The 24518-nt window shown below is 64.3% G+C and carries 20 protein-coding genes and 1 pseudogene; 8 read left to right on the plus strand and 13 right to left on the minus strand.

The window, feature by feature from the left end; genetic code table 11:
• Positions 1-126: 126 nt before the first annotated feature.
• The 10 genes from OG716_RS23755 to OG716_RS23800 form a co-directional block, all read right to left on the minus strand.
• Entirely contained in the window at positions 127-1875 is a 1749-nt protein-coding gene (locus OG716_RS23755) for an ATP/GTP-binding protein (RefSeq protein ID WP_405132966.1), read from the minus strand.
• 14 nt (positions 1876-1889) lie between these two features.
• A complete protein-coding gene (locus tag OG716_RS23760; protein WP_405132967.1) occupies positions 1890-3464 on the minus strand; it encodes a hypothetical protein in 1575 nt (524 codons plus the stop codon).
• Positions 3461-5632, minus strand: a complete 2172-nt coding sequence (locus OG716_RS23765) for a hypothetical protein (RefSeq protein ID WP_405132968.1) — start codon at positions 5630-5632, stop codon at positions 3461-3463. The genes OG716_RS23760 and OG716_RS23765 overlap by 4 nt, the downstream gene beginning before the upstream one ends.
• A 13-nt stretch (positions 5633-5645) precedes the next feature.
• Positions 5646-6398, minus strand: coding sequence for a hypothetical protein (locus OG716_RS23770; RefSeq protein WP_405132969.1), 753 nt, complete (start codon positions 6396-6398; stop codon positions 5646-5648).
• A gap of 25 nt (positions 6399-6423) precedes the next feature.
• Positions 6424-6819 carry a hypothetical protein gene (locus OG716_RS23775; protein WP_405132970.1) on the minus strand — a complete coding sequence of 132 codons (396 nt, stop codon included), beginning with the start codon at positions 6817-6819 and terminating at the stop codon, positions 6424-6426.
• A gap of 33 nt (positions 6820-6852) precedes the next feature.
• Positions 6853-8217, minus strand: a complete 1365-nt coding sequence (locus tag OG716_RS23780; protein WP_405132971.1) for a MinD/ParA family protein — start codon at positions 8215-8217, stop codon at positions 6853-6855.
• A gap of 156 nt (positions 8218-8373) precedes the next feature.
• Positions 8374-9345, minus strand: coding sequence for a peptidoglycan DD-metalloendopeptidase family protein (locus OG716_RS23785; RefSeq protein ID WP_405132972.1), 972 nt, complete (start codon positions 9343-9345; stop codon positions 8374-8376).
• A 224-nt stretch (positions 9346-9569) separates the two neighbouring features.
• Positions 9570-11582, minus strand: coding sequence for a cutinase family protein (locus OG716_RS23790; protein ID WP_405132973.1), 2013 nt, complete (start codon positions 11580-11582; stop codon positions 9570-9572).
• Positions 11583-12948: 1366 nt separating this feature from the next.
• Positions 12949-14040 carry a GAF domain-containing protein gene (locus OG716_RS23795; RefSeq protein ID WP_405132974.1) on the minus strand — a complete coding sequence of 364 codons (1092 nt, stop codon included), beginning with the start codon at positions 14038-14040 and terminating at the stop codon, positions 12949-12951.
• A gap of 189 nt (positions 14041-14229) precedes the next feature.
• Positions 14230-15255 (minus strand): GAF domain-containing protein, encoded by a 1026-nt coding sequence (locus OG716_RS23800; protein ID WP_405132975.1) that lies wholly within the window; start codon positions 15253-15255, stop codon positions 14230-14232.
• A gap of 50 nt (positions 15256-15305) precedes the next feature.
• On the opposite strand from OG716_RS23800, the gene OG716_RS23805 reads away from it, so the two are divergent.
• Together OG716_RS23805 and xerC are read left to right on the plus strand one after the other, a co-directional pair.
• A complete protein-coding gene (locus OG716_RS23805) occupies positions 15306-16550 on the plus strand; it encodes a cytochrome P450 (RefSeq protein ID WP_405132976.1) in 1245 nt (414 codons plus the stop codon).
• Positions 16551-17408: 858 nt separating this feature from the next.
• Complete coding sequence (xerC, locus tag OG716_RS23810) at positions 17409-18422, plus strand: tyrosine recombinase XerC (RefSeq protein ID WP_405132977.1); 1014 nt, start codon at positions 17409-17411, stop codon at positions 18420-18422.
• A gap of 68 nt (positions 18423-18490) precedes the next feature.
• On the opposite strand, the pseudogene OG716_RS23815 reads toward xerC, so the two are convergent.
• Positions 18491-18619, minus strand: a pseudogene (locus tag OG716_RS23815) (heat-shock protein HtpX); the annotation flags it as partial.
• A gap of 8 nt (positions 18620-18627) precedes the next feature.
• On the opposite strand from OG716_RS23815, the gene OG716_RS23820 reads away from it, so the two are divergent.
• The 5 genes from OG716_RS23820 to OG716_RS23840 all read left to right on the plus strand — a co-directional run bounded on the left by OG716_RS23820 (position 18628) and on the right by OG716_RS23840 (position 21857).
• Positions 18628-18705, plus strand: coding sequence for a three-helix bundle dimerization domain-containing protein (locus OG716_RS23820; RefSeq protein WP_405139869.1), 78 nt, complete (start codon positions 18628-18630; stop codon positions 18703-18705).
• Between the two features lie 493 nt (positions 18706-19198).
• Positions 19199-20077 (plus strand): class I SAM-dependent methyltransferase, encoded by an 879-nt coding sequence (locus OG716_RS23825; protein ID WP_405132978.1) that lies wholly within the window; start codon positions 19199-19201, stop codon positions 20075-20077.
• Positions 20078-20160: 83 nt separating this feature from the next.
• The gene (locus tag OG716_RS23830; RefSeq protein ID WP_405132979.1) at positions 20161-20547 is read left to right on the plus strand and encodes a BlaI/MecI/CopY family transcriptional regulator; all 387 of its coding nucleotides are present in this window, start codon (positions 20161-20163) and stop codon (positions 20545-20547) included.
• On the plus strand, positions 20544-21335 hold the full coding sequence (locus OG716_RS23835; RefSeq protein ID WP_405132980.1) for a M56 family metallopeptidase: 792 nt from the start codon (positions 20544-20546) through the stop codon (positions 21333-21335). Before OG716_RS23830 ends, OG716_RS23835 begins: the two co-directional genes overlap by 4 nt.
• A gap of 153 nt (positions 21336-21488) precedes the next feature.
• Positions 21489-21857 (plus strand): VOC family protein, encoded by a 369-nt coding sequence (locus tag OG716_RS23840; RefSeq protein WP_405132981.1) that lies wholly within the window; start codon positions 21489-21491, stop codon positions 21855-21857.
• Between the two features lie 297 nt (positions 21858-22154).
• Here the strand turns inward: OG716_RS23840 and OG716_RS23845 are convergent, their stop codons facing one another.
• Positions 22155-23006, minus strand: coding sequence for a hypothetical protein (locus OG716_RS23845; protein WP_405132982.1), 852 nt, complete (start codon positions 23004-23006; stop codon positions 22155-22157).
• Between the two features lie 445 nt (positions 23007-23451).
• Between OG716_RS23845 and OG716_RS23850 the strand changes: the two genes are divergently transcribed.
• A complete protein-coding gene (locus OG716_RS23850; RefSeq protein ID WP_405132983.1) occupies positions 23452-24108 on the plus strand; it encodes a phosphatase PAP2 family protein in 657 nt (218 codons plus the stop codon).
• Positions 24109-24252: 144 nt separating this feature from the next.
• Here the strand turns inward: OG716_RS23850 and OG716_RS23855 are convergent, their stop codons facing one another.
• Entirely contained in the window at positions 24253-24384 is a 132-nt protein-coding gene (locus OG716_RS23855) for a hypothetical protein (RefSeq protein WP_405132984.1), read from the minus strand.
• Between the last annotated feature and the right edge of the window lie 134 nt (positions 24385-24518).

Consider the following 24518-nt stretch of genomic DNA (forward strand, 5'->3'; position numbering starts at 1 on the left):
CCGTCGCGATGGCGACGGCGCAGGCGCGCGTCGATTTCACTGCCCGCCATGGCAATCGCCGTACACCACAGTCCGGCGACGAGACCGATGCACAGCCAGGTCAGCCAGGCCGGACCCGGGCGCGGGTCACTGGGCCACGCGGTGGCAGGATCGGCAGGTCGCGTCACCAGTCGGACCAAGGTCGCCGACATCTGTTCTGGCACAACGATTCCGAATCCATGACCCGCTATCGCGCCGGATAGAGCGCCACCACCGAATACCCCCACCATGGCGATGGCGAGGACGTACCCTGTCAGTGTCAGCCCTGCCGGCAGGATCGGTTCGCGCCGCATCGGGTGCGGGATCCGTCCCCCGTTCACGACGGTTCGCCTTCCGGCTCATCGTCTTTGACGTTCGTGCGGGCAAGGTCGCGCAGCGACAGGGTGTCGGAGACTGTCCGGTGATCGCGGCATCGGTATCAGTGAGCGCCGCCTCGAACGGAGATCGGGTGTGGGTGACCAGGATCGGATCCCGTGAGCCGATTTTCACCAGCGCTTGCCCGCGTCCGAGCCGCATCAATGTTTCCTCGGTTCCCGGTGGCAGCCGGTACAGGCGTGCGGTTTCGGCGGCATCGTCGGCGCGGGCCTGGCCGAACAACACGACGATCGAAGCTTCGGCCATCAACGACCGCGCCGGAGAATCGGCAGGTGTATCGGCGGGGTGATGGAACGCCGACACGGTCGACAATGCCAGTCCCCGTGAGAGTTTCAGGTTCGATCGGAAGACTTCGCCGGTAGAGCCGACCGCGACGTGCCAGCCTTCCTCGACCACGAGGATGGTTTGCTCGTGCGCTGCTGAGCGGGCGGCGAGCTTGTTGGCCAGCCAGGTGTTCGCGGTGGTCATCACCACCCGCAGTGCGGGGCCTTCGGTTGGCAACGCGGACAGGTCCATATGGACCAGCGGATGCGTCTCCAGGGCATCACGCACCGCAGGGCTGGTAGGTGCGTCGACCAAACCGCGCAGGTCCCGGTCAGCCAGGCGTAGCAGGGCCAGTCCGGGTTCCAGGCCCCATTCCAGAGCGCGTTCGCTCCAACGGCCACCCAATTCGCGTCCGTCGTCGGGGCGCGGATCCAGGAGCCGCATCGCCAGTTCCCGGATGATCGGATCGCGTCCTTGGGCGCGGGCGTCGGCATTGACCAGACTGAGTCCGGCACCGACGGCGGCCTTCTCCTTCTCGTCGAGTGGGCGGCCCATGGCGTCGGTGAGCACGGCCAATACCAGTGCTTCTTGTCCGGCGGGTACGACACCGTCGAGGCCGCCGTGGTGTTCCCCGCCTGCGCTGATGGCCGGGTCGAGCAGATTCAGGCGGGCGCCGGCGCCGCCGACTTTGAATCGGATGCTTTCTGCGCCAAGGGCTTCGGTCAAGGGGGTGTATTCCCCGCGCCCGGCTTGGGGTTTCTTGTCCAGGACCACGACCTGGCGGCCGGCAACGAGTTGCCGCAGCACGCACACAGTTTTGATCCACGAGGATTTGCCGCGCCCGATATCGCCGATGACGCACACATTGATGCCGGAGGTCTCGTCACCGTACGCGGCGAACGCATCGACGATCTCCAATTCCTGGGAGATGGTGTTGAGTCCGGCCAGCACCCCGTCTTGGCGCACACGACGGCGGCTGGTGGCCAGATTCCATGCCTCGGCTTGGCGGGTGGTGGTCCACGCGCCCTCGCTGTGTGGCTCGTACCAGCCGTACCGGTCCAGCCAGCGCGTGCGGCGCGGCTCTCGCCGTCGTTCCATCGGCGGTGGCTGCTGCGTGTTCTCGGTGAGTCTGTGCACCGTGGTGGGGCCGTCCTGTGTGGATGGCGTGCGGGCGGTGACTCGAGGGTGTCGCGGCATGGGGCACCTCCTACTTACCGGGTGTGCGGGGTGGCCGCGAGTCCCCGGGCCAAGGGCAAGGTGGTGAAGACAGCGACGTCGTGATCGCCTACGCACCAATTGATTTCGGTGATCGCCGATTCGCCTGCGGCTTCGGTGACGCGCAAGCATGCTCGGTCGAGGTCATCGGTGTCGCGGCCGGTGACTGCGATGCTGGCGGTGTAGATGACGCCGTGGTGTCCGGTACCGGGCATGAGGTCTTGGCGTCGGCGTTCGGAGGCGTCGGCGAGGACTTCGGTGGACCCGTCGTCGAGCTTGCCTTTCTCCTGCTCTTTGGCTTTGCGGGCCTGATCGGCGGTGACGTCGCCCTTGGCAGCAGCGCGGGCACGGTGCGCGGGCACGAAATCCAGTCGCACACTGAGGGTTCGGATGGTGGGCATCGGGGCGATGTCCTCATCGCCAGGATCGGCCTCGACACCGGTCAGTAGCGGTGCCAGCCATAACGGTCCCAATGCGACCGGTTCGATCGCGCGTGGGCGGATGTGTCCGACCCGGGTGCGCCATTGCCCGTGCGGGCCGATCGCGACGCAGTCGCTACCGCCGACATAGCTGGGCCAGCAACTCCCCCAGCTGGCGTCGCGGTGCCGGTCGATCTTGTAGCTGGGATCGAGCAGTGCCCGGATGACAGCACACACGCGCCGTTCGCCGAGTACATCGACCCGGCCCATGCCTGCCATCGCCAATAGTCGTGTGGCGCGTTCGGTTTCATCGCGCACTACTTGTGCGATGCCGCCGCCGATCGGGGCGTTCTTGTTGCGTGCGAGCCGGGCGGTCTCGGCCATGAATGCTTCGGTCTGCGGGAACCGCAACACCAGCAGGGACCGGTGCTCTTCTGCGAGGGGGGTGAGGGTGTCGATGAGAGTGCCGTAAGACTCGACTGCCGGCAGCAGCCGCTCGTCACGAAGGCGGGCCACGCGGGTGTGCGCCCAGCGGGTGTGTCGGGTCATATCGTGCGGGACGCTGCGGTGCAGCAGTTGCAGGCCTCGTACGTGGGAGCTGGTGCGGGCCATCTGCGCCAGGAACATCCCGAACGCGCTCGACATCGACGCGTACGCAGCGTCGCCGCGTAACCCGCCGGCGATGCCGTCCACGGCGATGACGACCGAATAGTACGGGCGCTCACCAGGATTGGCGGTCCGGAGGATGAACATGTCGTCCAGGCCGGTGCCGGCCACCGGCAACGGTGCGGTGTTGCCCAGCGGCGGTGGGAATTGCCAGCCCGGATCCAACGCCGGATCCCCGTGGGCGGGGTCGCCCGGATTGCGGTAGATGTGCTCGCCGCGGCGGCGGCGACTGAAGGTGCGCAGGTCGTGGGCGCGACGGGACGCCCAGGAGGGTTTGTCGCGCCATTCCATGGTGGCCGCGAACACGGCGATCAGCCATCCGAGGGCGGTCATGATCGCCCATGCCTGTCCGCCGCCGAGGATGTAGATCGCCAGCGAGGCAACGATACTGAGCGCCCACGCGGTCACCACCGGTCGCGAGAGGCCCAGCCAGCTGCGGCGGGCGATTTCCCCGCCGAGAATGCTGGTGCGCATCGCGGTGCTCATTCGCTACTCCCGGACTCGGCTTCACCGGGTGCGGCTTCGGCGGTGCTGCGCGCTTTGTTCAGCGCACCCGACGCCGCTTGCGCCGCAATCGGTGTCGCGACCATCGCCGTCTTGCCCAGTCCCTTGGCGACCGATCCCACCGCGCCCGCCGATTTGCGTGCTGCCGACCTGCCACGACTGGGCTTCGACCCGGCGTTCGCGCTCAAGGTCCCGGAAAACCGTGCAGCGGTGGACGCTCCGGACGAGCTCGACCCACCACCGGTACGCGGCCCGGTTGAGCTCTCCCCGCCTGAACTACCTCCACTACTGTCCGGTGACCGGCCACCTCCGCTGCCGCCCGCACCCCCGCCGCTTGTCTGTTGTCCACCGGCTGCGCCGCGTCCCGGGTTGCGGCGGCCTGTCCACCACATCGCGGTGCCGGCGCCGCCGACCGCCCCGGCCATGAGCGACCCCGACTGCCCGAATCCGGCGGCGTCCGAACGTGAGGGCAGCAGCGGTGCGTACCGCAGCAATGTCCACGGCGCCAGGCCGACAACGAGGAAGGCGACCACGACCAAGCACAGCTGCCCGAGGCTGCCCAGTTGCTGCTGGTCCCCGCCGCTACCGGTCAGCGCAGTGTTCAGCAGTCCGGTCATGGTGGCCAGCAGCAGAAATAGGAGGGGTTTGGAGAACACGATGGCGATGAACAGCAGCACCGGGCGCAATGCCTTCTTGCGCCACTGCGGGTGCACCCACATGCCGAACCCGATTCCCGAGGCCACTGCCAGCATCGGCAGAGCGACCTGGTGCATGAGCAGCCCGAAGTACACCGCCAACGCCCCGGCGATCAAGAGCAGGAACAGGATCAGCCCGACGATCACCCCGCCGGCCAAATTGCTCGCGGTGAGTTTGCCGGTGAACAGCTGCAGGTTGGTGATCATCTGCCCCATATCCGGGCCCGACGCATGAGTGATCGCGTCGGAGCCATCATTGGCCACACTGACCAGCAGGGTCGCGAACATCGGGGCGAACAGCATCAGCAGGACCCCGGCCGGCATGTAGCCGAACAGGTCGGCGCTGATGGTCTTGATGGTTTCGCCTTTCGCGGCGGCCCGCCACAGCGCGAACAAGGTCATCGCGCCCATGACGATCACCCCGATACCGGTACTCATCGCGTACCAGTGCAGGAACCAGTCGGCGTTCGGATCGAACTTGCCGACGCTGGAGAGCCCGTCTAGGACCCGCGAACTGAGTTGCACAGCACTGTCTTTGGACGAGTTGGCCCAGTCGTCGATCACGCTTTGCGGGTTGTCGATGAACCGCCATGTTGCCGCACCTGCGTGCCACAGCCACCCGAAGGCCGACACGATCGCGGCGCCGCCTGCGTATTGCTGTCCGATCACCGAGTCCACGCCATTCTGGATCCGGTCGGACAGGCTGGTGTTCTTGTCGAGCCAGTTGGCGGTGCCGCCGAAGAGCTTGCCCACCGCGCGGTTCCATACCAGGCATTGGGTTTGATCGCCGGTGGCGGGATCGGAGTGGGTGCAGTCGAGGAAATAGGCGTGCGCGCAATAGGCGAACCCGACGTGGCACGGATCGGTCCACACTTGGTCGGGGACTTTCTGATCACCGAGCTGTGTGCGGATGGCGCTCATCGATTGGTCGTCGGGGTGGGTGGCCCAGTCGAAGCCCCACGCATTCGATGCCGTGCGACCGGACCAGCGCTTGAGATCGTCCGCGCAGGCCGGTGCGGGCATCCGATAGTTGGGGTCTCCGGCCGGAAATACCTTCGGCAGCATGTCTTTCGGAGGTTCGTCGTGCTGACTGATGAGGGTTTGTACCTCGCTCCCCCTGCCGGGGACAGTCGAGTCCGCGCCGAGTAACTGTGCTTTCTGTGTGTCGTCGGAGGTCCAATACATCAGCCTGTCCTCCACAGGCATGACCGCGTTCACGTACGCGCCGACGTCGCCGCCGCGGCTGGCGCAGGTGCCCGAAAACCATGCCGTCTTGAATTCGTCGGTGTTGGCGATGAATTGGCGCAGATCCGTGGGAAACCCGTCCGGCAGCGATCCCGCCGAGACCGGCATGGTGGGGCCCGGGTCAGCAGCGGCGATCCCCACCGAATGGACGCATGCGGTGAATATCGCTGTCGCGGTGAAGATTACGGTGGCGACTGCTCGTAGGCGCATGAGGTGCACCCCCTCAGTTGACGTAGAAGCTGTAATAGCCCGACTCGAGCGCCCCGCTCAGCGGCGACTGCGCGCCGGGAGCCACGCTCTGCTCGGGTGTGGGTCCGGTCTGAGAGTTGAGTTCCTTCACCTTCCAGTCCCCGCCCTCCCACACCAGCGACACCGAATGGGTCGCCCACGCCGTGATCACCGACGCCGGGTCGCCGTCGCTGATCGATGACCGCGATACCGCGACCGTCCACACGCTCACCCGCGCGGCCGAGGAGGAAAATTCCACCATCGAGACTGCCGCCGGGACCAGGTTGACCACGTCAGTTCCGGGAGCACGGTTCGCGCCGATCTCCAGCGAACGCCGCAATCCGGGGCCCGGGTCGCGGGCGATGAGAACGTGCTCGACCGTGGACATCGGGATCCGTCCTTGGCCGGCTTGGGTCAGTGCCTGCACGGTGTTCACCGCGGCGGTTTCCGCGCCAGCCCGATCGTGTGCGTACCCGACCGGAACACCACCCGCGGTCGCTGTCGGCCCGTGCGCGACCCGCACCGTAGTCATCGAATCGTGGCCGCCCGGAGAGCTCGACCCACAGGAATCGAGGGCGAAAAGCCCTGCAACAGCGGCTGATGCCACCACCAGGGCCGCGATCAACCACCGGCGCAACGACATCCGAGGCCGTTGCGGGGCCGTGGCCGACGCGCCGGGAGTGACCGGGGTGCTCGCTTCGGATTCGGGCGAGAGCTCAGCGAATCCTTTGCCATGGGTGTGTTTCACAGCGACCTCCTCACCGCGGGGCGGTTCATCCGCCGACGACGAATAGGACAGTGGCCACGAGCGGGGATGCGAGCCCGACCAGGCCGAGGGAGACCAGCGCGTCTTGCAGTTCTTCGCTGCCTTCGGCGAGATCGTTGGCGTAGCCGCGGGACTTGGCGCGTTTGACCTTGAATGCCCCGATGATCACCCGCACCGACGCGCCGATCACGACCATCGCCCACAGGAACGCCACGATTCGTTTCCACGAGGAATCCAGTGCACCGTCGAAGAGCCCGAAGTCCGGTTTGATCCCCCCCAGCGGGTTGGTGATCTGCGCGGACGCCGAAGGGGCGGCGCAGGCGACCGCTACCGCGCCCGCGATGGTCGCGCCCACGCCACGGCATGCCCGAATTACCAGCGGGAGCATGTGTTTCATATCCATAGCCGTTCACCTCATTTGTGTTCGGATCGGTTCTCACCAGCCCGGGTCGAACTCGTCGACCGGGGTGGGGGCTGCGGGAGTGCGGATTGTTCGACTACGTGCGAGCTGCCCTTCGCGCAGCGCGTACGCCAGGAGCCGTTGATGAGTCGCCTCGTCGGTGCCCGCTGCCCATCGGGTCTCGGGGACGAACCGGGTTTCCATCGGAAGGTGCCGTGTAGCAAGGGTTTCCGCGACGTTGTCGGCGACCGTGGCGGCGACTTCGGTCCAGGCACGCACCGATCCCCGGCCCATCCGGGTCACTACGATGCGTTCGCCGCCGGCCAAGACCGGGTCGAACGGGACCGGCACCACGCGAGTAATCCCGGCCGAGGCCAAGGTGCCGACGATTTTGTCCTGCGCAGGGCCTGCGCCGCACAGGACGATTACCGCCCGTGCGGCCAGGTCCTCGTGACCGTCTTCGGCGATGCCATCCAGGAGTCGCAGCGCTGAGACGATCACATCCCGGCGCCCGATGATCGGTACCACCAACTGTGTGGCGTTGGCTACCGCCCACCGGAATCCCTGTGCCCGGTCGTTATTGCCGGTATCGATGACCACCATTTCGCGGTGGCGGCGCAAGACCGCGAGGATCGCCGCGCACTCCTCACGCCCGATACACACACTGCCGCCGGGACTCTGGTCCGAGGCGAGGATTTCATCGAGGGTGGGCTGGCGTTGCAGGAACCGTGCCAGACCGGACGCGTCGGCGTTAGCCGTGCACAGCTCGCGGGCGTGAGCGAGCACGTCCCACACGGTGTGCTCACTGGGACAACAGGCCGCGCGCGCCGCGAGGCTCCCGCACGCTTCGTGGGCGTCCCAGGCCACTACACGGCCTCCGCGATGGCGGCCGAACAGCGCTGAGAGCAACACCGCTGCTGGGGTCTTGCCGCTGCCGCCCTTCGGATTGGCGATCAGCACTACCGGGGTGCCGGGCAGCGGCTGACGGATGCGTTCTACCGCCTGCCGATACGCCACTTCGTCCCCGCGTCGGTGGGGGCGCACCCGACATCCGAAGGCGTTGACTCGTCCGCGCCATCCCCAGCGGGCTGGGTCGGTGTGTACTCCTGCGGCGGGTTTGAGCAGCATCGCCAGCCGTGCCTCCCGGACTGCTGCGACCTCGTCCGAGGACGGCTCGCCCGGTCCGGCCAGATTCTCTTCCCCGACGCCATAGGGGTCGTGCTCCTCGCGCGCCGGCACGTCGGAATTGTCGTCACTGTGCTGCGAACCCCTCTGGGTTTCGTCGCTGTGTGCGGGGGTGCTGGCGGCGCGTAGCCGTTGCTGGCGCAGGTCCACCGGTTGTTCTGCGGTGTAGTCGTCACGTTCGACGGCGTCAGTGCCCGTCTCGAGATCGTTGTCCATCACGACCCTCCTTTCCCAGTTCCTGTGCTGGCGTGTCGGTTTCGGCATCGGCGGCCAGTTCTCGCAGCAGTTTGTGGACGAAGCGCTCGCAGGCCGTTGGCGGTGGCAGAGCGGCCGAGCGGGTATCGCGGGCCGCGGCTCGCGGGTCGGCGCTCATCACGCGCCACCCATCGTGGCGGCGTACTTCGTCGCTAGCGCGGGGATGTTTTTCACGTAGTTCAAGGTTTCGGCGTTCTGACACACTCCCCCGCTCTCGAAGGTGCCGCCGGGTCCGCAGTTGTACATGCTCAGCCACAACTCGGTCAGGTCACCATGCAAAGTGCCTTGTGCCAGACCGTTTTTCGCGCTCTGTACCTGGTCGCAGTCGTAGCGTGCTTGCGTCATCACCGCATCCGGAATCGAGTGGATATCGGCATAGCCCTTGCCCTCGGCATCAACGCCGTACGCCGCCCATGTCCCGAGCAGGAACTGCGCCGCTCCCTGCGCGCCCTTCGGCGATCCCGCGTCGGGGTTGAACCCTGATTCCTGCTCCAACTGACCGGCCAACAGCGGACCAGTGACCTCCGCGCAGGTCTTGGCCGCCCGAAGAATCCAGGGCTCGAATGCCGGGGGAACAGATCCGGGCCGCAGATCCGGGGCACTCCCGCCCCCGTCCACCGCGACCGGCATGCAGCCCGCAGCGAATCCAGCAGCTTGCGCGATACCGTATTTCGCTCGCGAACTCTTCGGGTCGCCCGGCGCCGCGACGGTTGTCGTACTCGCGGCCGGCGTCGCCGCAGCATCGGAGCCGTCAACTGGGGCGCCGTGTTGCGCCAGCCATGGCACGGGGTCGATCTGTTGGCCGCCCTGTTGCCGTCCGCCCGGGACCACTTCGAAGTGCAGGTGCGGCCCCGTGGCTTCCCCGTTGCTGCCGACCGCACCGATCCGCTGGCCCGTTTGGACCTGTTGTCCGACAGTCACGTTCACGCCGTTGTCGAACATGTGCCCGTACACCGTCGAGAGCAGGCTTCCGCCGATCTGGGTGTCGATGATGATCCAGTTCCCGAATCCCGATGCCGGGCCGGCCGCGGCGACCGTGCCGTCGGTGGCCGCCAGGATCGCCGTGCCCGCCGCGGCGGCCAGATCCACGCCCAGATGTACCCCACCATCGCGGGGCCCGAACGGCGAGGACACCGTGTAGGTTCCCGCCGGCAGCGGGATGACCACCTGCGCGCCCGTATGTGGTTGTGTGCGTGGCACATCGGGCAGGCAGCCCTGCTGGACCGGCGTGCGGTCCCCCGACCCCAGTAGCAACGCCCCGCCGGCGATCGCGAGCGCCACGACCGGAACGAGCACCACGGCCAACGCGCCCATCACACCGCTCCGACGACATGGCGGATGCGGTTGCTGAACCAGTCGGTCAACCACTGCACCGCGGTACGGCCATCGGAATCCACGACGTAGTGGTCATAGCTCTCGTGCACACCCGAAAGCAGGAACGACATCGCGTCGCTGCCCTCGGACAACAGCTTCGAGATCGCATCGATGCCGTCGTTGCCGTTCGCGTCGGTCTTGGTGCCGTTCGCGTCGGTCTTGGTGGTGAGCGACTTCGCTAACCCGCTCAGATCGGTGGTGCTCTGCGATCCTTGCGACGATGTGGTCTGCCCGGTGAGGGTGTTGAGCGCGAGGGTGGCGAATCCGAGTGCGGTGGGAACGAAGTCGAGTAGGCGAGCGCCGACGGCGAGCAGATCGCCTCCGCTGCTGATGGTTTGGGCCAGCGCCCAGACCTTGTCTTGTAGCTGGCCGACCTGTTGCGCGAGCGCCGCCACGTCGAGATTGGCCAGCACACCCACGATCACCGAGACGATTTGGGCGGTGCCGGTCGTATCCGGGATCATCGCGATCAACCGTGACGCAGTGTGCAGATCGACCCCGGCGGCCATCTTCACCAACGGCTCGAACAGGTTGTTGAGCTGCCCGAACATGTCGTGCAGACCGTTGACCTTGCCGGCGGTATCGATGCCCGGATCCGCGAGCAGCCCGATCATCCGCCCCAGCGTGTCGGCCACAGTGGGGACGTTCTGCGCGAACGATATTCCGTTGCTCACGACGTTCACCAGCTGGTTGACCACCACCGAGGGCTTGAGTACCGCCAGCACCTGCGCGGCCTGCGAAGCCGTAGCGGAGGTGGATGAGGAAAGTGAATCAGTCAGTGGCGCTACCGCATTCGCGGCGGTCTGCACGTCCTGCGCACGTGCGGTCCCACTATCGGCCTTGTCGCTCTGTGTGCCGAGATCAGACAGTGCGTCCATCGCCTTGCTGACATCGGAGCGTCGCACCCCGTCCAGGACGGACCCGGCGAGCTTGTCCGCAGACCCGTCCGAGGCGTCGGACAACTTCTTCTGCGCGTCAGGGGTATTGGAGACCCAGGTGCTCAGATCAGAGAGGGGCTGAAGGGTTTTCGCCACATCGGAGGCCGTTGCGGACAGTGTGGTCGAGTCCGCACCGGTGGCGGCTTGGGTACCCAGACGGGTGATAGTCGCGGGCAGATCCGCGATCTTGTCAGCCGACAGATCGGTCGAAAGCGCCTGTCCCAGATCATCTTGCTGGCTTGTACCGGCGCTGCCGGTGCCGGTCGAGTCGCCGGACTGGGTCAGCGCACGCCCGATACCGGCGGTAATCGGATCTTCACTGGAGTTCGTGGCGCAGTACTTGTCTTTGGGGGCACAGATTTCCGCGGTCACCGCCGACAACCCGCAGAACCCACTCGCCCGCGTTCCGGCGATGCCCTGGCCATCTACCGTCGGGCCTATCAGTTTGCCGCCGGCGGTGCCCTGTTTCGGATCGGCCACCAGTCCCACTCCGAGTACCCGATCCGCGGCAAGGGGATCTGCGTTGCATCCGATCGAGGCGGCAACATCGCCCATCGCGTCGGCGCCCTGGCTGTAGCCGGCGAGCACGAATTTCGTTGCAGGACAGGCCCCTGCGATATCGCCGACCACCCGCCGCACCGCCGCGACACCGGTGGCCTTGCTGTCGCTGTAGGCCATCCCGTCGAACGCCTCGGCCGCATAGGCGGGGAACCGGTACTCGAACTGAGCGCCGAGCTGCTGCGCCAAAGCTGTTGCCACCGGGGCGAACAGACCCACGGCTTGCGTCTCGTCAGCACCGGTGTGCGTCTCCCAGGTACCCGGCAGAAACACGCCCGCCACCGACGGACAACCCGAGGCGCCCTGATTCGGCGCGGACGAATCGGCCATCGCCGTGCCGGGTACCGCCGTCGCGGCCAATGTCAGTGCCCCAGCGACCAACAGCCCCAGGCCGGCGCAAGAACGCGAGGTGGCGGCACTGCGCGTATAGCCGAGTCTCTTTGTGCTGCCGCTCATAGCTGTTTCCCCGGGAACTGCTTGCGGGATCGAACCCACTCATCGACCACCGACGCCTCCAGGAGCAACGGAGAATTCATCGCATCGCTGCTTTTCCACGCCCGTGAATACAGCGGATGACCCTGGATCCGGAGGTGCCGGATCCGGTCCGGTGAATGCCCTGTCCGCTCACCTATCTGACGAATATTGAGCACTCGATCACGGCACACCCGACCACAATTCTCACACGGCTTTTCTGCCACTGTGCACCTCCTATTCCAAGGCTGCCGAACAGCAGAGCCTCACAGGCTGGCGGATCGTTTATATAAATCCGGCAGCCACGCTCCGCTGATGGCATAAAGAAGTTCCACACCGAGGATCGACGAGAATAACGACGAATCAACTCGGCGATATGGGATAACAATCTGCAACCGAGAACGGCTGGCAGGACAATTAATGAGCTGGCGCGATTAGAAAGCGCGAACCATAGCGACTAGCTGCAGCGATCGCTAGTCCTCGTCCGACGTCCAGCGATGCCGTACCCTCCGCCTCGATCGCAGCTCGCTGTCGATCATCTCGTCGTAGAGTCGCTCAAAACTCTCGCTGAGCGCCTTGTCCCACACGAGGATCGGCCGACCATCACCCGATCGGCGAGAACGTCGGCAACCGTGTTCAAGGATCTTCATCTCACTCACTCCCTTCATCCGATTGCGTCACTGATACGCATCAAGGGCGCGTTCAGGACCATCGGATTCGCAGGGCTTAGCCAGACTCTTCCATAAAATTTCTTGCGCCAGTCACCGAAATCGGTGGGGCAAATGGAATATCCGGCTGTCATCCGGTTCCGCACAGCGGGTGCCGGGAGGTGCCTCACAAAAGAGGCAGGTGATCAATCTAACCTACGTGGACATAGTTGACAATATCTTTAGTGCCGACTTGGGTTGCGTTTGGATATCAGAAGACATGTGATATGTCGTTTACGGGCAGCTAATGGCACAACTCATTTAACGATGCACAAGTCGACAGAGCGCCACAGGGAACAGAGCACGATCGGGCTCATCGGCATGGGTCCCTGTCGAGCTAAAGGCTATCTCGACGTAGTCTGCAGCGAGATTCGCGATGCTCGGCCGCTGCCACTCGGGCACTGTGGATGTCGATGTCGGCGGCGATAATTCGGGCCGTGCCACTGCTCGGCCAGCTCTGAGTCCGTGCCACTGCTCGCTTCAGCGGCTGCAGCACTGGAGGATTCGACATTGTTCCGCCCCACCTAGCAGTAGAGCCAGGACTGGTAGCGGTCGGTCAGTTGGGCTGCTCAAATCTGTTTTGGCACTGCAGATTTGCACCGCACTCCTCCTGCGCGTGACTGGAGTTTCAGCAACCGCCTACGTTAAGCGGCCCCCTCGGACAGCGGTCGACATCGGGGACATGCATCGATGACGGACGGCGGCATGGCTCCGACGATCGCAATGTCCGCAAGTACCTGCGGCTGGTCACCGGTAACGATCCGCGTCCAATGCGATTCCAACTGAATCCACTCGTCACCTGCGTCGAATCGGATACGGACTCGGACGCTGGCGGTCGTACGGGTTCCCACAACCATTTCGAAACCGGTTGCGCGGATCTGTTGCCGGTCATCGGGGTGCAGCAGGGGCAGGTGATGAGCCCACATCCCGATCGGGTCATCGTCATTGGCAACCCAATCGTGAATGACAAAACCGCTGAGATCGACAAGAGCCAAGGCATGTCCCGGCGGTATCGGCGCGCGGCGCAGTGCCCGGGAATACAGATCCGGAGTTTTCGGCGGTTCGACGTCGGTGATGTCACACACGACAACACGGCCCCTGCGGCCAACGCCCGTTCCAGACGCGCGAGCGGCCAAGTGAAGCCGGTGCATGGTGCCGTCGATGAAAGTCCTTGTTGCGCCTCCGATCCACTGGTCGACTGGATCGGAAAACCTGAGCAGGGACAGGAATTCGGACCGATCGTCGAACCGATCGAAGCACGCAAGCATCTCCGGAAGCATGGTCTGCTCAACGGGTTTGCCGTCCATCAGCAATGACCGCGCCTCCGCCGACGCACAGACCACCACTGCGGCATCCCACTCCACGACACCGACGCGAGGAGGCGGGGGCAACTCCTCCCCAACAGCGCCGGCCCAAATGGCAACTGCCCGAACGTGTCCGAATGGGCCGGCAATCGGAGTGGCAACAACATTCATCGACGTACCGCAAGCAAGTTTGGCCTGGTCGGTCGTGAACCGCCGACTAGTGACGCAGTGCTTGATGAGGGGTCCGAGCTGACGAGCGATCGTCGCGTTAGGTGCGATCGTCACGCGGCTGAGGTTGGCGAACCGCCTCGGATACGCACCATCGACGATCACGGTCGGCTCGCGGCCCTCGAAGAGAGTCTCCGCAACTACCCAATGCTTCGGCGCATGCGTTCCGCGCGGATGCAGGCACCCGGCTAGTTTCTTGGGCATTCTCGCCGGGGTAGGCGAAGTGTTATCAAATGGATCGGCCATGAGTACAACCCCTTCCAGACAGCGCAAATCTTCTGCTCCGGGGTTACCCCCGGTGCACGCTGCCTGGCGTGGACCACATGAAACCGACCACCGCCGGATTCCCGATTCTGAACGGGAGCGTAACTCTGGATTGTATCTCGCAAACCACTAGCAATCCATGGTGAATTTGAGCAGCGCCGCTGTCGTCTCCTGGTCGATCGCGACCAGGCTGGCACGAGCGCTGATAGTTATCCAGCTGCCATCGACCCCGCGTACACGCATCTTCCCCGTCGTAGAAGACTTAGCCAACCCACGTGCCATCTCGACCATGACGGGTCGATCATCGGGATGAACTGCAGGAGCAGGCTCGCCCTCGATACCGCGCCACGCGATCTCTTCGGGGATCGGCGAGCCATGCACCCAGCGGATCAGACGCAGATTCCGAAGGTTGATCAACGCCCGGTACTCCCCCACCGGTGTGTCAGCCTCCAGCAAGCGATGCTCCAGCAGGACCAACGGCTGAGGCTCTCCAGTCGCGCCGACCGAGATCTCCTGGCTTATCCCCCGTGCAACCCGATGCTGTAGCTGGTCGATGAGCGACTCGTAGATTCGGCAGGAGAAGTGCGATCGAAAGCTGGCGCCATCGCGCCGGTAGACCGTCCAAACACCTTGGTGGGTGGTTCCAGGCACGGCAGCGATGATGCGCTTCATCGCGATCAATTCACGCTCGTCGGTCTGCACCTGTGCGAACATGTTCGCCAGGGAGCGCTCCATCCCACGATGCTCCTCGGGGATGTCGGCAAGATCTGCCCACTCGGCGCTACCCAGAGCTGTCAGAGTAGTGAGGTTGATGTCCCAGGCCCCTGCCCGCGGACGCGGCGGCGCAACCTGGTCCTCTGTTCCCGACCACACCTGCACCCCGTGCAATCTGTCCCCAACGAAGTGTGGATACACTTCCACATGCCGGCCGGCTCCGACCGCGGTCAGCGGCTCGCGCGTCCGTGCGACGACAGTGACGGCCTGCCGAATCTTCGCAGCAGCGCCCTTTACCGACTTGTCGAGAGACAGAAACTCCTTCGGATGTCCGCCCCAATCAACGATTGTGTAGTTACCGTCCAGTTCACCGAATGTCTCGATGAGCAGCCACTGTGGCGACCGCGCGTGTTCCTCCTGACGTACGATTTTATCGGCCATAACGCAATAGTGCGCCTTTCGTGTCCGAAGTTCGCGAAAAACGGAGAACTATGCTGACCAGTGCAGTTGCCTTCGATGACTCGTATTTTCGGGATCCGCACCAGTTCTATCGGCAGGTTCAACAGCGTGGGCCGATCCACCGGTTCACCACCCCATCCGGGGTCCACGGCTGGCTCGTCACCAGTGACCGCCTTGCCCGCATCGTGCTCACAGATCCTCGGATCGGCAAGGGCCGCGACACCATGCTCGGCGTATCCGCCGACGATGGCGCCAGCATCGGACTTCGACAGCGCCTCCTGCGCTATGGCACTGAGTGGGTAGTCACCCATATGCTCGGCTCCGACCCACCCGAGCACACACGGTTGCGCAAGTCAGTCGCCGACTACTTCACCCCTAGCGCTGTCTCGACGTTAGAGCCCCGAATCCACACGCTGGCAAATGAATTCGTCGAGTCTATGGATTCCACTGCACCGGTCGATCTGGTGTCCGCCCTGGGCTGTCCGCTACCGGTCTCGGTAATCTGCGAGGTCACAGGCATCTCCCGCCGCCACCAGCAACGCATCGAGCGGTCCTCCGCAATACTTTCGGATGTCACCGTGGCTGACGGACGTCAATTACGCACTGCCAGTATCGATTTCGCTCGACTGATCCTGCCGACCTTCGCCGCCCGCCGACTCCGTCCTCGCGACGATCTGATCACCTCGCTGACACACCAGATGTCAGCCGGAACGATAGATCTCAAAGAAGCGCTGTCGACGGTCTCATTGCTGCTGATCGCCGGACACGAAACCACGTCCAACCTCATCCTCGGCACCATGCTCTCCCTGCTGCGCAACCCGGACGAGCTGCAACGCGTCCGCTCAGACCCCACCAGGGTCAATGCCATCCTCGACGAGACGTTGCGCACCGACCCGCCACTCCCCGTAGCGACGCTGCGTCAAGCTCATGCAAACCTCGACCTCGCCGGCCAACGCATCAACCGCGGCGAGCTACTGATGGTGTCGCTCCTCGCAGCCAATCACGATCCCGAATCAATGACCCACGCAGACACATTCGATGCTGATCGCCACGTTCGACACATCTCGTTCGGAACCGGAATTCACCACTGCCTCGGCGCCCGGCTCGCCCGCGCTGAAGCAGTAGCCGCGGTCACATGCCTGCTCGAGCAGTACCCCACCATCAGCCTCGCCGTACCAACCGAATCGCTGCGCTGGCGCCGGAGCATCTTCTTCCGACGGTTGGAAGCACTTCCCGTGCACGTGTCTCGCGAAGCCGGTCAAAAATCCGCGACATAGTCCACCAGACTATGCGCAATTTAGAACAAGCGAGCCGCTGACCATTATGGGATCTTCCTGTGCCCTATGCGATGTGCCCGAATATATCGCTTATCAGTTGCGATCGAATGCCCGATTCAACTACCTTCGTACTACATCCCACATCATGGGGATACCCGGTAACTGCGCAGCGGAGCCGGATGAAGATTTGTTTGAGCAGACCGAATATCCTGCCGTCGCATTGTCTCCGACCTCGCACGGTAGCGTCGTTCTTGCCGACTGATTTCAGTGAATCGGGAGGTACATGATGCAACCGCCAATCCCAGCCCGACGACCGAAAGTTGTTGCACATCAGCAGCAGAAGGTCGAATTCGACTACACAGCAGCCGCGTCTCGCGGTCTCCCAACTGAGGCTCGAGGCCCCGCCGTCAGCTCTCCTTTCCCGATCTCATGGCCCGGTCAACTCTCTTCGCTGCCCAAAACACTGCGCATCAATCGTCTTCCCGTTCCGGGATTGAGAATCGATGCGGCCGCCGAGAACGAGCGGTTCCACTACAGCGTCTCAACGATCTGCTGCCACGGCCGACTCACCGATCGCGCCCCGATCAAATCGCTTGGCTGGATACCCGGCCAGCGAATCTCGCTCACAGTCAATGCGCGAACCGTTGTCGCAGTGTGTGATCCAGGCGGGAGTGCCCAAATTGGCCTCAAGGGCCATTTGCGACTCTCAGCCGCCGTTCGTCATCAATGCGGAATCGAACCCGGCGACCGACTCCTCGTTGCCACATCTCCGAATCACCAGGTCGCGCTTGTCTATACATTCGCTGTCATCAATCTCGCGCTTGCGGCCCTTCACAACGAAGTACGCAGCTTCAGCCGATGACGACACCCGAGATCGAAGCCGCTTGGCTACTGCTCGCACGCCTGGGACTGACCCCCGAACAGCTCCTCGCAGCCGCATCACCGGTCGCGGTCCCAACCTTCGGTGAATACATTGCGACAATAAGTAAGTCGTTGGCCCCCAGCACACTTCGCGTATATGGCACCTACTTGCAGCGCATCGCCGAGGAGTGGTGCACGCGTGTGCTCACCGAACCGACCCCCTCAGAGCTGAGGCAGCTCGCCGAGAAGGTCAGGCACAATGCCATCGTCCGGCGGAACTCGCGAGGCGGACGTAGCGCCGCCGAAAACCTTATCGCCGCAGCCCGTTGTGTGTACCGCCACGCCGAAGAGGACGGGTACATCCGACCCGACAACAATCCAGCACGCCGAGTCGCAAAGCCACGACGGCTTGCCAGCACAAGACGAGCAATCTCAGACGCTCAACTCTCCGAGATCATTCGAGTCGCCGCAACGACAGGGAACGATCCCGATCTGGATGCCCTGCTTCTGCGTCTGCACATCGAGACCGCCTGTCGTCGATGCGGTGCCCTGGCCTTGCGGCCGATGGACCTCGATCCTGAGCAATGTCTCGTCTTCCTTCGCGAGAAGGGCGAAACCGTTCGCTGGCAACCGGTATCCCCAACGCTGATGCAGGCCATGCTCAGCCATGTCGCCGAACGACACGGGGACACCACTATCAAGACCTCCCCACTGTTTCGCCGCCGAAACGGCACACCTATCACCCGTCGTCGATACGACTCGCTGTGGAACCGTATCGGTCGGCAACTGGAATGGGTTGCGCGCCAACAGATCACTACTCACTGGCTCCGTCACACCACCCTGACCTGGGTCGAACGAAACTTTGGATATGCAGTCGCCCGCGCGTATGCCGGACATACGGACCCTGATGGGCGTACCGGCCAGACCGTCACCTACATCCGGGCAAGTCTCCAGGAAGTTGCCGACGCCCTCGCGGCCATGACCGGCGAACCCCATCCGCTTGCAGGCTGATGAACGACGCCATCATTCTTCACGACGGCACGGAGGTCCTCCAACCAACACAGTTGGAGGTCATGCACTCGGATGTGGCGTTCGACATGGTTGCGGATGGGTCGCACGGCATTGAGGTCTTGCCCGGCAGGGTCGTCGAGTTTCCAGTCCCGGTAGATGATTCCGGAGAAGTAGGGGCAGGTGTCGCCGCATCCCATCGCGGGCCATCGGTCGACCGGTCCGAAGTTTCGTCCCACTGTTCGTCGAGCGGATTGCCGACCGGACACTGGGTGCCGCCGACTAAGGAATCAAGCCGGGGCTGCGCGACGATGGCCCGGAAGCCGCTCAAGCTCAAGTCTCGTCGAGCTGGCGCAGCTGCTGCCGCAGGCAATCACATCGTCATCGGGGGCAGGATGCCCTGCTGGTGCAGCCACATCATGATCGTGTGCACGACCTGCATCACGGGCGATTGCATGTCCATATTGTTCATGTCCATCGATCTCAACTCCTCAATCCCACGTCGGTGGAAAGTCACCTGACTGTGTCGATATCGACGATCCCACCGCAGGCCCCAGCACCAGCAGAGTCCGAGGACATCACCGCCGTGCCCAACGTCCTCACTTGCCAGATGGGCCGCTTCGGCCAGAGGCCGTCAGGATGCGAGTTCGCGCACCGACGCACTGTTCGACAGTGCTGACGATCCGGGCAGATCCGCCCTTGCCGATCGAATCACGGATCTCTACTATCGCAATATAGTAACTACTACTAACCGATAGTAGATAGTGAAAGGCAGAGGTATGGAAGCGAATTCGACATCCACCGCAGTCACGACGAGCACGGCCGACAGGTTTTCAGCCGAAGGCTGGTCCGGCGAGGAAGGGCTGCACTGGGTTGATCAGCGCGAGCGCTACACCCGCATGCACCAGGGAATCACCGACCGCATCATCGAAGCTGCGGCGGTCGAGCCGGGAGCGGCGGTGCTCGATATCGGCTGCGGCACCGGGGATACGACCTACACCGCTGCAGCAGCCGGAGCCACACGGGTGCTCGGCATCGATGTGTCCGCGCCGATGCTGGCAGAGGCGGAGCGGCGGCGCACGCCCCACGAGGCAGCCCAGGTGACCTTCCTCCGAGCCGATCCGCAGACGCACGCGTTCACGCCCGGCGCTTTCGACGTGGCGATCAGCCGTTTCGGGCTACTGTTCTTCACCGATCCGTCTGCCGCGTTCGCGAATATCGCTGCGGCACTGCGGCCCGGCGGCCGACTGGTGTTCAGCACCTGGCAGTCCCCCGACCGCAACGAGTACTTCACGCTGCCACTGAGCGTGCTTGCCGCCCGGATTCCGATGCCGAAGCGCGACCCCGACGAACCCGGCGGATTCTCCCTCGCCGATCCCGACCGCATTCGAAACCTATTGACCAGTGCAGGATTCGACCACATTGATATCACCCCCGTGCAGGAACGCCCGTGGATCGCGCGCGATATCGACGACGCCCTGACCTACCTGCGCGCTATACCACTGACACGGTCCCTGCTGGCCACACTCGACGCCGAGGCCGACCGCGAACTCGAACTGGCGCTGCGCACGGCGTTGGCACCCAAGCAAACCGACGACGGCCTACGGCTGGGCACGGCGACCTGGCTGGTGACCGCCCGCCGCGGCGAGACCGAGTAGCCCCGATAACCAGCCCGCCCGATTCCAACACCCGTGGTCCGCCACGCTCTACTATCGATGAGTAGTAATTGGAATGGGGTGGGATGACCGACACACTCGACCGCGCGGTCGCGGCGCTGGGCCGATTGGAGGGCCGCATCATGCGGCTGGTCTGGACCAGCGCCGTCGCAACCGAATTCGTGGTCCGCGACATCGGAGACCTGGTGCCCGAACTGGCCTACACAACAGTGATGACCACGCTGCGCCGGCTCGCCGACAAGGGCCTGCTGCACGCCGAGGCGCGGGTGGGCCACCGGGCGCACACCTACCGCGCCGCAGGCACACCCGCCGACTACTTGGCGGCCGCCAGCCGGCGCGAAGCCGGCGAGGTGGTGGCACGCTACGGCGATGCCGCGCTGGCGGCCTTCGCGGCTCGGCTCGGTGAACTGACCGATGAGCAGCGGCGCCGATTGCGCGAGCTGGGCTCATGACCTCCCCGCGTTACGATTGGCCGGTCCACCTCGCGATCCTGGCGATCCTGGGCGGAATCCGGTTCTCGTGGCAGATGCCCATGTCGGTGTGCATGGGGATGACACTGCCCGAATGCCTCGGTCTGGCCAGCGCCATTGTGGTGATCGCGGGGCTGACGCTGACCACCGCCCGCGGGCTCTGGCTGGCCAGGCGCAGTCGTAATGCCGTGCGCGCACTCTCCCTTACTCCGATCCCGCCCGCACTGCGCGGGGCCATCGACCGCACGGGCACGATCTCGACGCTATGTCTGGCCGATACCACAGCGACAGCCTTTTGCAGCGGCTTCCTACGACCCCGTATACGGGTGACCACCGGCCTGGTCGAGCGCCTCTCGCCCACCGAACTCGACGCGGTGCTGCTGCATGAAGCCGAACACGCGCGCCGCCGAGATCCCTTGCGCCGACTAGTTTTCCGCTCACTCGCCGACGCCGGCTTCCTGTTTCCACTGCTGGCCTGGTGGGCCGCGCACGAACAGGAGCAGTCCGAACTACGCGCCGACCGGGCCGCAGTCGCCGCAGTCGGAGCCCGGCCCGTCGCCGCCGCCCTGCTCGCATTGGACACTCCGGCACACCTGGCGGGCGCGGCCGGTTTCGAGGGCGCCGGCGCAGCGCGAGTGGCACAACTACTGGGCGACGACCACACCCCGCAACCACCCTCGCTGCCGATGTGCCTGGTGTCGCTGACCAACGTCACGATCCTGGTCAGCCTGGCCATGTGCGTCGGACAGGACGCTCTGGCCCACCTCTGATGCTCGGCCCACACCCTGTCCGGTGTCTCGTTCCTGCGGGACACCGGACCGTGCACGTCCGACAAATGTTGGACCAGGGACGGCAGCAGTGGGTCAGCATCGAAGGTGGCTCTGCAGCTTCAACACTCCTGCAACAAGTTCTAGTATCGAGCTGTGGCTGTAGCGCACCTGGGATCCATCACCATCGACTGCGACGATCCGATCGTCCTTGCAACTTTCTGGGCTGAAATGCTGGGTGGTGTGATCGCAACGAGCACTGAGAGGTTCGTCAGCGTGAAGCTTCCCCACATGATCCTCACAGCCATCCGCGTGCCGAACTACCATCCACCGAGCTGGCCGGATGAAGGCACGCCGAAACAGGTCCATTTAGATCTGGCGGTGACAGATCTCGACTCGGCGCAGGAAGCGGCCGTGCGACTCGGAGCGCGACTCGCCAGCCATCAAGCAGCGCCCACCAAGTGCCGAGTTCTCTTCGACCCAGCCGGTCACCCATTCTGCCTCTGCCTGCCGCCTGCCGGATGAGAAGCGGCGGCATCGTCGGAGGATGGAGAGGTTCGGGCAATACAAGAAACGGCATACGAGCGCTTCTGTGCCGATTGCCTTTGCGCCGCCTGAATTCTCAGGCGGGGACGGATGTCAATTCGCACCGTCATCGGAAGCGCCTGGTTCGCTTGCCAACTCAACACACCAGGCCGCCATGGCGTAGCGTCCACGGCGCCACACTGCTTCTTCGGAGCCGAAGTGGCCGTCAAATTTTCGGCCAGTGTAGCGACAGCTTCCGTACCCGGCACACATGTGGCGCGCGGAAGCTGATGACCGTCATGTCACCGGCCACCCCGGAGCCGGGGGTTGCGCTACCGGTGGCGTAACCGGTTCGCGCCCTTCAGCGCTGGTAACGATCGGCGGTTCCGCATGCGGATTCGATTGCGTCCATTGCGTACAGCCGTCGGCTTCGGCAGTATCGGCCTCGCGCTGCGGCGACGGACCCCAAGCGTCGGTCACAGTCCAGCCGTCGAACACATTGAAGCGGGGCGCGCGATGCACCGGTCCGCCTGTGTCGGTCGGCATCGACGTTGCTTGCGATTCGCCATGGGGTGCTGTGACATTCAGCCATCTGACCCAACCACGCGCTGTTTCACCGTCTTCACGGGTGGGCCGCCAGTGATAGGACTTGCCACCGTCGTCGGATTCGGCGACATTGCCGAAGTCGAGGCAGTACGCGGCGGTGAAGCCGTGATCGTTCGGATCGACCTGCAGGATCCGGGCGAGAAACGTTCCGGCCCAGCGCAACTGCCAATCGCCCTCGCGTGCACCGGCGGGATATGAACCACCGTCAGGAATATGTAGCCAGCCCACCTGCGACACCGCCTGGGAGTATCCAGGGTAGGCAAGCCGATCCCCGACCGACAGCGACAGGCGCTTGCTTTCGGCCAACGCTCGCACGACCGTCGATTCCGGTCCCGTCAGGTCGATGCCGTCGGCGGCGCTCCACTGGAATGTGTAGTCACCGGCCCACGCGGAAGGGAAAGCGTATTCCGCCGCAGGAACCGCCGCCAGATGCACGGGGGCCGCGAGGGTCTCCGCTGAACGATTGCCGGCCGAGCACGCAGTAACCAGTAACAGGGCGGTCACTGTACTGCCGAGCCTTATCGAGCGGCCGAGCGAAAACATCACCAATCCTCTCAGCACGGTGAGGCCTAAATTACTGCCCGATCGCACCGGTCTAGCCGCATCAGACTACAGATCGGAGGCGAAGAACGCAGCTCAGGGTTTGCGGGTCGATATGGCGATGCACTGACCCACAACCGTACGCCGCGGGTCTGCGGCCGATGTGTTGTTGCTGCGCATCGCGTTCGCTCCGGCGTGCCGCCGGCCCGCATCTATGCCATGCAGCACGTTGAACACCTGAGGATGCTCATCGATGTAGTGCGAGCAGCCGACCAAGGGCCGCACCACTTCGTCGATGGTCGGGACCGAGCCAGCGGACCCGAACGACAGCCGAATTGCCTCTGCACAGCCGGAAAGTCGAAGTCACGACGCGACCTAGAGCTGCCTCATGAATGCACCCCGCAGACGATCCGTACCGAGGCGAGGCGTCTGTGCCATTCTGTCCGCTATGCCCAACAGAGTCGTCGAAACGCTCGCCGCTTCCGCCGCAATGAGACCCGGCACCGGCGTACCGGGGCATCCGACGCTTGATACGCAAATCTTCCTTCATATCAATGCCTTTGCCCGCGCTACGCCGTGGCTGCATCCGATCGTCTCGGCGTACCTCGGCACGGCGGCACTGCTGTTCGTGGGACTCGCGCTGACTGGACTGTTCGTTGCTCGGCGGCGCATGAGCGCGACCGCCATGGCAGCCGCGCTCTGGGCACCCGTCGCCACCGTCATCGCGGCTCGGCTGAACCAACCGTTGGCAGCGGCTGTCGGCAAGGTGCGGCCGTATGTTGCGCATTCGGGCGTTCTGGCTCTCACCAGTCGGGCCGGTCCCTCGTTCCCGAGTCATCGCGCGGTGGAAATAGGCGCGATCGCGGCCGGCATGCTTCTGGTCCATCGCTACCTCGCGGTGACCGCCGTGATCGCCGCTCTGACAGTCGGTTTCGCGGACGTGTATACCGCCGCCCACTACCCTCAAGACGAACTGGCAGGCTTCGTGGTAGGTGCAGCGATCTGCCTGATCGGATTCGACCTCACCCGGCGACCGTTGTGCTGGTCACTGAAACTGCTCGGCCGCACCAGATTTCGACGGTTAATCACCGTGACGCCGGGCTAGGACGAATCCACCACCCGACCGGTCGTGAACCGGCGCATCCCGATGACTGCGACATGCGCCGGAACGATCGAAATACGCTACAAGTGAGGGATATTCGCACCCGGGTGAGTCAGCAACCGTGCGCAAACCGACATCGGCGGCGTATCAATTCAATGGGTACTGGCCGGCGCCGGTGCCGCCCATTCCGATGACGTCGCCGAGCAGCGACACCACCCCCTGTCCGATCGACAGCACGTCGTACCCGATCGTTCCGAAACCGGTCGCGAAGTTCTGCATTTCCACCACTCCTGTCGGTCATTCCGAAGATGACGCGCAGCCGCGCACGAACTGTGCCGGCTGTCGTGATTGAACGAACAGCGAAACCAGAGGACGTATGCGCCTTGCGAAAACAGGATGTTGCATTCAATATG

This window comes from Nocardia sp. NBC_01388 (genome assembly GCF_045040085.1).
Taxonomy (GTDB): Bacteria; Actinomycetota; Actinomycetes; order Mycobacteriales; family Mycobacteriaceae; genus Nocardia.